Genomic DNA, 642 nt, shown 5'->3' with positions numbered 1-642 from the left:
ATTTCAAAGCTGGGTGAAGCTGGCCAGCCAACAAAAAGGGCCACTCAGGCCGGCCGACTTTTCTGATGGCCTCAAAGTCATCCCCTTATCCAATCGGGTTCGCAAAAGGTTCAACCCCTCGCGGGGTTGGGGGTTGGTGTGTTTGCCATTTCCGGGGTGCCAACCCCCGGTTATTGTTGTAGCGGCCCTTTAGGCCTGTGGCTAATCGGGTTTTGAAGTATGAGCGTTTGCCTGTTTGAAAACCGGCATTTGGATGGTCTCCGCATTCACCTGAGCCCGCGGCGTTCATTGACCGGTTGAGTTGCCGTTTTGTCTGGTGCGGGTGTGGAGTACTTTCCTGTTTACCCTATTGATCCGAATCCCCGGTTCTGTACATGCCGCTTTTTTGTCTGCTGTTTATTAGGTTGTGAATCCAAAGCCCGAAGGGCTGAAACAACAATAACCCTGGGCGGTAGCCCGGGGAACACCGTCTCCCAACTCCACCCAACCCCGAAGAGGGTTGAACTATCGCTACCATGCAGGGAAATTCCCCCATCCAAGGTAATCGCGGTTAACTCCCAATTGGAGAAAAATGCGATTCTTCCTATGTTAGAAGTGAAAACCCACACCATGTTTGTTGATAGAAAAAAGGAATTAAGAAGG

General features: G+C 51.2%; 2 protein-coding genes. One reads left to right on the top strand and one right to left on the bottom strand.

The window, feature by feature from the left end; translation table 11 throughout:
• Nucleotides 1-193: hypothetical protein (locus ADIS_RS23345; RefSeq protein ID WP_238325367.1), on the top strand; the 193-nt coding region annotated here is incomplete at its 5' end.
• 148 nt (nucleotides 194-341) lie between these two features.
• On the opposite strand, the gene ADIS_RS23340 is transcribed toward ADIS_RS23345, so the two are convergent.
• On the bottom strand, nucleotides 342-642 hold a 301-nt coding region (locus ADIS_RS23340; protein ID WP_035804610.1), incomplete at its 5' end, for a hypothetical protein.

Source organism: Lunatimonas lonarensis, assembly GCF_000390185.1.
GTDB classification, from domain to species: Bacteria; Bacteroidota; Bacteroidia; order Cytophagales; family Cyclobacteriaceae; genus Lunatimonas; species Lunatimonas lonarensis.
The sequence above is the reverse complement of the archived record's forward strand: the minus strand, read 5'-3'. Positions and strand labels throughout refer to the sequence as shown.